Here is a 7520-nt window from a genome sequence, read left to right on the forward strand (position 1 = left end):
GAGGCCGCGAGCGCCGCCGGCCAGGCGCATCAACGTCGGCCGGCGGCGGGTGCGGGGCAGGCGCGGTGGGGCTCCAGCACCTGGCGATGCAGCGACTGGCCCGCCGAGTCCTTCAGGGTCACAGTCAGCGTCTCGCTCTCGCCGTCCAGGTCGACCTGGCCGAAGAACTGGTAGCCGTCGGAGGGCGGCAGGTTGGCCTGGCCTTCCGGCGGTGCCTTCTGGAACACCACTTCGGGGCCGAAGGTGGCATCCAGCTCGCCGGGGCCGAAGGTGCCGGCGTGCAGCGGGCCGCTGACGAACTCCCAGAACGGCGCGAAGTCCTTGAAGCTCGCGCGCTCCGGCGAGTAGTGATGGGCCGCCGTGTAGTGCACGTCGGCGGTGAGCCACACCACGTTGTGGATCGCCTCGTCGCGGATCGCCTTGAGCAGCCGGGCGATCTCCTGCTCGCGGCCCAGCGGCTGGCCGCCCTCGTCGTTGGCCACGGCCTCGAAGCGCTCGCCGTCGCGTACCACCAGGCCGATCGGCATGTCGGAGGCGATGACCTTCCAGGTGGCCGTGGAGTCGCGCAGCGCGTTCAGCAGCCAGCGCAGCTGCTCGGCGCCGAGCAGGTCGGCGCCGTTGGCCTGGCGGTTGCGGTCGTTGGCGGCGCGGAAGGTGCGCATGTCGAGCATGAACACTTCCAGGCCGGGCCCGTAGGGGAAGCGGCGATGGATGCGCCCGGGGGCCTCGGGGCGCTGGCGCAGCGGCGTGTACTCAAGGAAGGCCTGGCGGCCGCGAGCGGCGAGCAGCGAGGCGTTCTTCTCGGTGTAGCGGTCGTCTTCCAGCAGCTCGCCGGGGTACCAGTTGTTGGTGGTCTCGTGGTCGTCCCACTGGGCCAGCATCGGCACCTCGGCGTTGAGGCGGCGCACGTTGGCGTCCAGCAGGTTGTAGGCGTGCTGGCCGCGGAATTCCTGCAGGGTCTCGGCCACCTTCAGCTTCTCCGGCGTCATCCGGTTGCGCCACAGCGTGCCGTCGGCGAGCTCGACGCTCTCCTTGAGCGGGCCGTCGGCGTAGACGGTGTCGCCGGAGTGGATGAAGAAGTCGGGGCGCTGGTCGAGCATGGTGGCGTAGGTGGTCATGCCGCCGCGCGCTTCGTCGATGCCCCAGCCCTGGCCGGCGGTGTCGCCGGACCACACGAAGCGCACGTCGCGCCGGGTTTGCGGGGGCAGGCGCAGCCGGCCGGTGACCGGCTCGCTGAGCGCGCGGTGATCGCCCAGGGCGGTGAAGCGCACGCGGTAGTGGACCTCGTCCATGCCGCCGAGCCCGGTGGCATCCAGCTTGGCGGTGAGGCCGCCGGCCGGCAGCGCCTCGGGGCCCACCAGCTGCCGGGCGGCGCGGAACTCGGGGTTGTCGGCGAGCTCGATCATCATCCGCGCCGGACGGTCGACGCGCGACCACAGCATGGCGCGGTCGGCGAGCATGTCGCCGCTCATCACGCCGCCGTCGATGACCGGGCGCCGGCCCTCGGCCAGCACGATGGAGGGGGCGACAAGGCCGGTGCCAAGGGTGGTGGCGCCGGCCAGGCCGAACTTGAGTATGCCGCGTCGCGTCATGCGCATGATCGATTCCTTCCTCTGGGCTTGGGTTGCCCGAGATGATGCTGGCGAGGAATGACGACGACTTGGCAGCCGTGTGAATCCATGGTGACCGTTGCGTGACCGGGTCGATGCCACCTTGACAGTTCGGCCGGTATTGCCGATATTTGCAATTGATAATCGTTATCATCAATTGTGCCTATCGGGAGGATGACATGGCGTATCACATCCAGGCGGCGTCTCGTGGCGCCACCCCGACCCTGCAGATCTGCGACGTCAGCGCGTGCTCGGTGCGCATGGCCTGGGAGCCGTGCGTGGCGTCCGGCGACGAGGATCCGGACCTTGCCGAGCTGCGCCGCGATGAGGCCATCGCCGAGCATCTGCGCAGCTTCCTGCGTACCACCGAGCGCTATCTCAAGGGGGAGTTGGATGAGGCGCCCAAGCTGGGCGCCTGGCGGCGTGTTTGAAAAGTATCTGCGTTCGACGACTTTTCAGGCATCGGATGCCCTCTAGATGAGTTCGATTCAGCCAGCGTCGAGCTGCACCTCCAGGGTGTCCTCGCTCTCGCAGGGCTTGCCGTGGCGCAGCGTGAGGCGCCGGGCGGTGAGATCCATGACCACCGCAAACAGCGTCTCCATGCGCTCCTCCGCCGGCTGGTCGGGATTGAAGTGGCGGCAGATCGAGAACGGCGCGTTGTCGTGGTCGGAGAGGATCGCGAACAGCCGCGCGGCGTCGATGGTCGCGCCCAGCGGCAGCCGGTCGTGCAGCAGGCGGTCGATGCGCGCCAGCCGCAGCCGGGAATCCGGGCGAGGGAAGTCCTCCACCTGGCAGGTGGCGGTCTCGGCGTAGAGGTGATTGGTGTGGGTGACCGCGCCGCCGCGGGGCTCCAGCACGCCGGGCAGGCCGGGGTGCACCTCGAAGCCGGTGGCCCGGCCGTCGCCACTGGCGATCAGGAAGTGGGCGGGGGAGCAGACCCGGTCGTGGCTGGCCACGCGGATCGCCTGGTTGACGTCCTCCGCCTCGAGGATCTTGCGCAGCGCCACGTGGATCGGCAGCCCCTCGCCGCAGGTCCGCGAGCGGATGGCGTTGAGGCACACGCCCACGCCGCGCGCGTTCATGCCGATCTTGGCCACCATGCCGGCCTCGCCGACGCTGACCAGCGCCGGGGCGCCCTCCGGATGCAGCTCCAGGGCCACCACGTTATGCAGCTGGTCGCTGCGCCAGTCCCAGTTCTGGGCCAGCCACTGGGTGCCGTCGCGATTCACCGAGAAAGCGGTGCAGCCGCCGCTGGCCTGTGTCAGCGAGATCTCGCTGCGGCAGTTGAGGGTGAGGATGTCTTCGAGATCCAGGCCGGCGCCGCGGGCGATGCCGGCCATCTCGTCGAGGATCTCGGGGAAGCCGCGCTCGATCATCGGCAGGAAGCGCTCGGCGGTGCGCCGTGCTTCGGCCCAGCCGATGCCGACGAAGTCGTGGAACAGCCGGTCGTAGACCTCGAGGCTGTGGGTGATCAGGGCGGCATGGGCGCGGCCATGGGCCTCGCCGAGCTCGCTTCGGGAGCCGGAGAAGACGCTGAGCTGCATGGTGACCTCCGATGCGGGGCATCATGAGGTCACTTTAGCATGCGCCGAACGGGCGATGGTGCCCGTTCGGCGCGCCATCAGCTCTTGCGGGGCGCGTTGTAGATCTCCTCGTCCAGCTCGCCTTCGCTCTTGCCGACCAGGGTGGTGACCATCAGGTCGCCGGCCACGTTGACGCTGGTGCGGGCCATGTCGAGGATGCGGTCGATGCCGGCGATCACTGCAATGGCTTCCAGCGGCAGGCCGATCTGGGCCATGACGATGGACAGCATCACCAGCCCCGCGCCCGGCACGCCGGCGGTGCCGATCGAGGCCAGGGTGCCGGTGACGATGATCATGCCGTAGTCCATCAGGCTCAGGTCGACGCCGACCAGTTGGGCGATGAACACCGCGACCACGCCCTGGTAGATGGCGGTGCCGTCCATGTTGATGGTGGCGCCCACCGGCAGCACGAAGCCGGCCACGCCCTCGGAGACGCCGAGATTGTTCTTGGCGCAGCGCAGCGAGACCGGCAGGGTGCCGGAAGACGATGCCGAGGAGTAGGCCACCACCAGGGCGTCGAGGATGCCCTGCAGGTAGCGCAGCGGGTTCAGGCGTCCGAGCAGGGCCAGCAGGCCGGAGTAGACCAGCACTACGTGCAGCACGCTGGCCAGGTAGGCTACGCCGATCACCTTGGCCAGCGGTAGCAGCACCTCGAGGCCGTAGCTGCCCGCCACGTGGGCGATCAGCCCGAACACGCCGATCGGCGCGAAGGCCATGACGATGTTGGTCAGCTTGACCATGGCCTCGGCGAAGCTCTCGAAGACCTTCACCACCGGCTCGCCCTTGTCGCCGATCAGGGTCAGCGAGATACCGAGCCCGATGGCGAACACGATGATCTGCAGGATGTTGCCGCTGGCCAGGGCGTCGATGGGGTTGCGCGGCACCAGGCCGACCAGGATCTCGGTCAGGCTCGGCGCTTGCTTGGCTTCGACACCGGACTCGAAGCTCATGTCCAGGCCTACGCCGGGTTGGAAGAGCCAGGAGGCGAGCAGGCCGATGGCGATGGCGAAGGCCGTGGTCACCAGGTAGAGCGCGATGGTTCGGGCGCCGATGCGGCCCATCTTCTGCGGGTCGCGCATGGCGGTGATGCCGACCACCAGGGTGGAGAACACCAGCGGTACGATCAGCATCTTGATGGCGTTGATGAAGATGTCGCCGAGCGGCTTGAAGAGGCTGGCGTCCTCACCGAGCAGGGCGCCGGCCAGTACGCCGAGCACCAGGCCGGCGAGGATCTTCTGCCACAGGGGGATACGCCGCCAGCGGCTCTCGCCGGCGGTGGTCGTGGAATGAGGCAAGGGTGACTCCTTTCTGTAATTTCGCCTTTTGGCAGCAACAATCAATGCCGGGCGGCGATTCTACAGAAAGGAGGCGCTGGAAACTTCCGAAAATTCGCCTCCTTCGGCGGCGCTATAACACCTCGTCCAGGAACTCGCGAAAGGCCGACCAGGACTTCTCGTCGGCCTGCGCCTGGTAGCGGTCGGTGTCGAAGACGGTGAAGACGTGGGGCGCGCCGGAGTAGATGTCGATCTCGTAGTCGACGCCGGCTTCCTCGAGCTGCCGCGACAGTGCCACCACGTCCTCCATGGGAATGGCCTCGTCGGCGCCGCCGTGAGCGACTAGGATCGGTGGGGTGTCCGGCCCGTAGCCCTGGCCCTGGGGCGTGGCCAGGCCGCCGTGGAAGGTGGCGTAGCCGTGTACGTTCTCGGCGGCGCCGCTGCGGGCCAGTTCGAGCACCACGGCGCCGCCGAAGCAGTAGCCCATCACCACGGTGGGCGTCGCCGCGCCCTGGGCGCGGGCTTCGGCCAGGCCGCCCAGGGTCAGCGCGCGCATGCGCTCGCGGTCATCGTAGAGGCGGGCTGTCTCGGCCTTGCGAGCCGCCGTCTCCGCCGGGCGGTTGCCGCGGCCGTAGAGGTCGACGGCGAAGGCGTCGTAGCCCTGTTCGGCGAGCATCTCGGCGCGCCGGCGCTCGTAGCCGGTGAGGCCATCCCAGTCGTGGATGATCAGCACCGTGCCTCTCGCCTCGTCGGCGGCGGGCGCGAAGTAGCCGGTGAAAGGCTCGTCGCCTACCTGGTAGTCGACGTCGCGGCCGTCGGCCTGGGCGGCGCTCGCCACGGCGGCGAGGGTGAGAAACGTCAGCGGTCGCATCATGATGGCCTCTACGGTTGGCGTTCAGGCCCCTCAGTATAGGCAGCCCGCCGGGATCAGCGTTGAAGCGCTCGTTCGATCGCTGATACGCCAGAATTGCCGGTTGCCAATCAAGATGTTGCGGGCCGCTTCCCGGCGTCCAGCGTTGGCAGGCAGGGGTTGTGTTTTGGGCGGCGGCCTTCCAGATTGGAGAGGTGTAATTCGCGCAGCGGATGTTCCGAGCAACCAGAGCGAGACCAACAACCATGAAGAAACGCGTTCTAGCGACGGCGGTGGCCGCGACCACCCTGGCCCTCTCCGGCATGGCCCAGGCCGAGGTCAAGGTCGGCTTTCTCGGCGGTTTCACCGGCGGCATCGAGAGCCTGACCCCGCCGATCTTCGACGGCGCCAACCTGGCGGTGCAACAGATCAACGAGCAGGGCGGTGTGCTGGATGGCCAAGACATCGTCATGCCCACCGGCGATACCACCTGTTCCGACGCCTCGGCGGCCTCCAACGCGGCCGACCGCATGGTCAACACCGAGAAGGTCACGGCTATCGTCGGTGCGCTGTGTACCGGGGCGACCATCGCCGCGGCCAACAATGCCGCGATTCCCGGCGGCGTGACCATGGTCTCTCCGGCCTCCACGGCCCCGGCGGTCACCGACCTGGACGACAACGACCTGGTGTTCCGCACCGTGCCCTCGGATGCCTTCCAGGGGCAGATGCTCGCCAAGCTGCTGCTCGACAAGGGCATCCAGGAAGTGGCGGTGACCTACGTCAACAACGACTACGGCCAAGGGCTGGCGGATTCCTTCGTGGCCGCTTACGAGAAGGGCGGCGGCAGCGTGCTGGAGAACCTGGCCCACGAGGATAACCGCGCCGACTACCGCTCCGAGCTGGGCACGCTGGCCGCCACCGGCGCCCAGACCCTGGTGGTGCTGGCCTATGCCGACACCTCCGGCCAGACCGTGCTGCGCCAGGCCTACGAGAGCGGCATGTTCAGCCAGTACGTGGGCGGCGACGGCATGGTCGGCGACAGCCTGGTCGAGGCCATCGGTGCCGATGTGCTCAACGGCATGATCGCCACCCGCCCTGGCAGCCCGGAACTGCCGGGGACCGCGATGTTCAACCAGCAGGCCCAGGCCGCCGGCATCGACCCCAGTGCGGTGTTCGCCGCCCAGGCCTACGACGCCGCCTTCCTGCTCGGCCTGGCCATCGAGCAGAACGGCAGCGCCGAGCGTGAGGGCCTGAACCAGGCGCTGCGCAGCGTGGCCACCGCCCCGGGCGAGGTGATCCTGCCCGGCGAGTGGGAGAAGGCCAAGGAGCTGATCGCCGCCGGCACCGAGATCAACTACGAAGGCGCCTCCGGCACTCACGAGTTCGACGAGAATGGCGACGTGCCGGGCGTGGTCCAGGAAATGCTGGTCGAGGACGGCACCTTCACCATCCAGGGCTACGTCGACGCCGACGAGGAATAATTCCCTCGCATCCAGGCGTGCCAAAGACCCCGGCGGGTAACCGCCGGGGTCTTTTTGTGTCGGGTGAGGGGCGAGTCCCGCGAAGCCCTTTAGGCATGCTCTTCAGAGCCAGTCCGACGCCTCGGCGATCCGCCGCGCCAGCGGCGGCATTCTCATACTCCTGGGCCGGGGGCGCCTGCGGCGCCTTTCGCGCAGCGAGCTGCGCTCCCACGAAGACCTGCGCGGTGGCGCGGATCCACTGAGGGCGGCTTCGTAGGCGTGCTCTTTAGAGCCGGTCCGACGCCTCGGCGATCCGCTGCGCCAGCGGCGGCATTCTCATGCTCCTGAGCGGGGGGCGCCTGCGGCGCCTTTCGCGCAGCGAGCTGCGCTCCCACGAAGACCTGCGCGGTGGCTCGGATCCACTGAGGGCGGCTTCTTAGGCGTGCTCTTCAGAGCCGGTCCGACGCCTCGGCGATTCGCCGCGCCAGCGGCGGCATTCTCATGCTCCTGAGCCGGGGGCGCCTGCGGCGCCTTTCGCGCAGCGAGCTGCGCTCCCACGAAGACCTGCGCGGTGGCGCGGATCCACTGAGGGCGGCTTCGTCGGCGTGCTCTTCAGAGCCGGTCCGACGCCTCGGCGATTCGCCGCGCCAGCGGCGGCATTCTCATGCTCCTGAGCCGGGGGCGCCTGCGGCGCCTTTCGCGCAGCGAGCTGCGCTCCCACGAAGACCTGCGCGGTGGCTCGG

At 68.8% G+C, this 7520-nt stretch carries 6 protein-coding genes; 2 read left to right on the top strand and 4 right to left on the bottom strand.

The genetic code is table 11. The features are described 5' to 3' along the window. Positions 1-29: 29 nt before the first annotated feature. A complete protein-coding gene (locus tag FHR96_RS06770; RefSeq protein WP_183386891.1) occupies positions 30-1598 on the bottom strand; it encodes an alkaline phosphatase D family protein in 1569 nt (522 codons plus the stop codon). A gap of 191 nt (positions 1599-1789) precedes the next feature. Between FHR96_RS06770 and FHR96_RS06775 the strand changes: the two genes are divergently transcribed. Further along, entirely contained in the window at positions 1790-2041 is a 252-nt protein-coding gene (locus FHR96_RS06775; protein WP_183386892.1) for a hypothetical protein, read from the top strand. 57 nt (positions 2042-2098) lie between these two features. Here FHR96_RS06775 and FHR96_RS06780 read toward each other — a convergent pair whose 3' ends face one another. The 3 genes from FHR96_RS06780 to FHR96_RS06790 all read right to left on the bottom strand — a co-directional run bounded on the left by FHR96_RS06780 (position 2099) and on the right by FHR96_RS06790 (position 5341). After that, positions 2099-3154: a C45 family autoproteolytic acyltransferase/hydrolase gene (locus FHR96_RS06780; RefSeq protein ID WP_183386893.1), complete on the bottom strand. Its 1056-nt coding sequence runs from the start codon at positions 3152-3154 to the stop codon at positions 2099-2101. A gap of 77 nt (positions 3155-3231) precedes the next feature. Next, the gene (locus tag FHR96_RS06785) at positions 3232-4488 is read right to left on the bottom strand and encodes a dicarboxylate/amino acid:cation symporter (protein ID WP_183386894.1); all 1257 of its coding nucleotides are present in this window, start codon (positions 4486-4488) and stop codon (positions 3232-3234) included. A gap of 112 nt (positions 4489-4600) precedes the next feature. Beyond that, entirely contained in the window at positions 4601-5341 is a 741-nt protein-coding gene (locus tag FHR96_RS06790) for a dienelactone hydrolase family protein (protein ID WP_183386895.1), read from the bottom strand. Between the two features lie 242 nt (positions 5342-5583). Here FHR96_RS06790 and FHR96_RS06795 point away from each other — a divergent pair, with 242 nt between their 5' ends. Further along, positions 5584-6798, top strand: coding sequence for an ABC transporter substrate-binding protein (locus FHR96_RS06795; RefSeq protein ID WP_183386896.1), 1215 nt, complete (start codon positions 5584-5586; stop codon positions 6796-6798). Positions 6799-7520: the final 722 nt, after the last annotated feature.

Origin of the sequence: Halomonas organivorans, from assembly GCF_014192055.1 — a bacterium.
GTDB classification, from domain to species: Bacteria; Pseudomonadota; Gammaproteobacteria; order Pseudomonadales; family Halomonadaceae; genus Halomonas; species Halomonas organivorans.

Coding starts and splice junctions, on each gene's coding strand:
- FHR96_RS06775 (WP_183386892.1), top strand. CDS start 1,790: ATGGCGTATCACATCCAGGCGGCGTCTCGTGGCGCCACCCCGACCCTG.
- FHR96_RS06770 (WP_183386891.1), bottom strand. CDS start 1,598: ATGCGCATGACGCGACGCGGCATACTCAAGTTCGGCCTGGCCGGCGCC.
- FHR96_RS06790 (WP_183386895.1), bottom strand. CDS start 5,341: ATGATGCGACCGCTGACGTTTCTCACCCTCGCCGCCGTGGCGAGCGCC.
- FHR96_RS06780 (WP_183386893.1), bottom strand. CDS start 3,154: ATGCAGCTCAGCGTCTTCTCCGGCTCCCGAAGCGAGCTCGGCGAGGCC.
- FHR96_RS06795 (WP_183386896.1), top strand. CDS start 5,584: ATGAAGAAACGCGTTCTAGCGACGGCGGTGGCCGCGACCACCCTGGCC.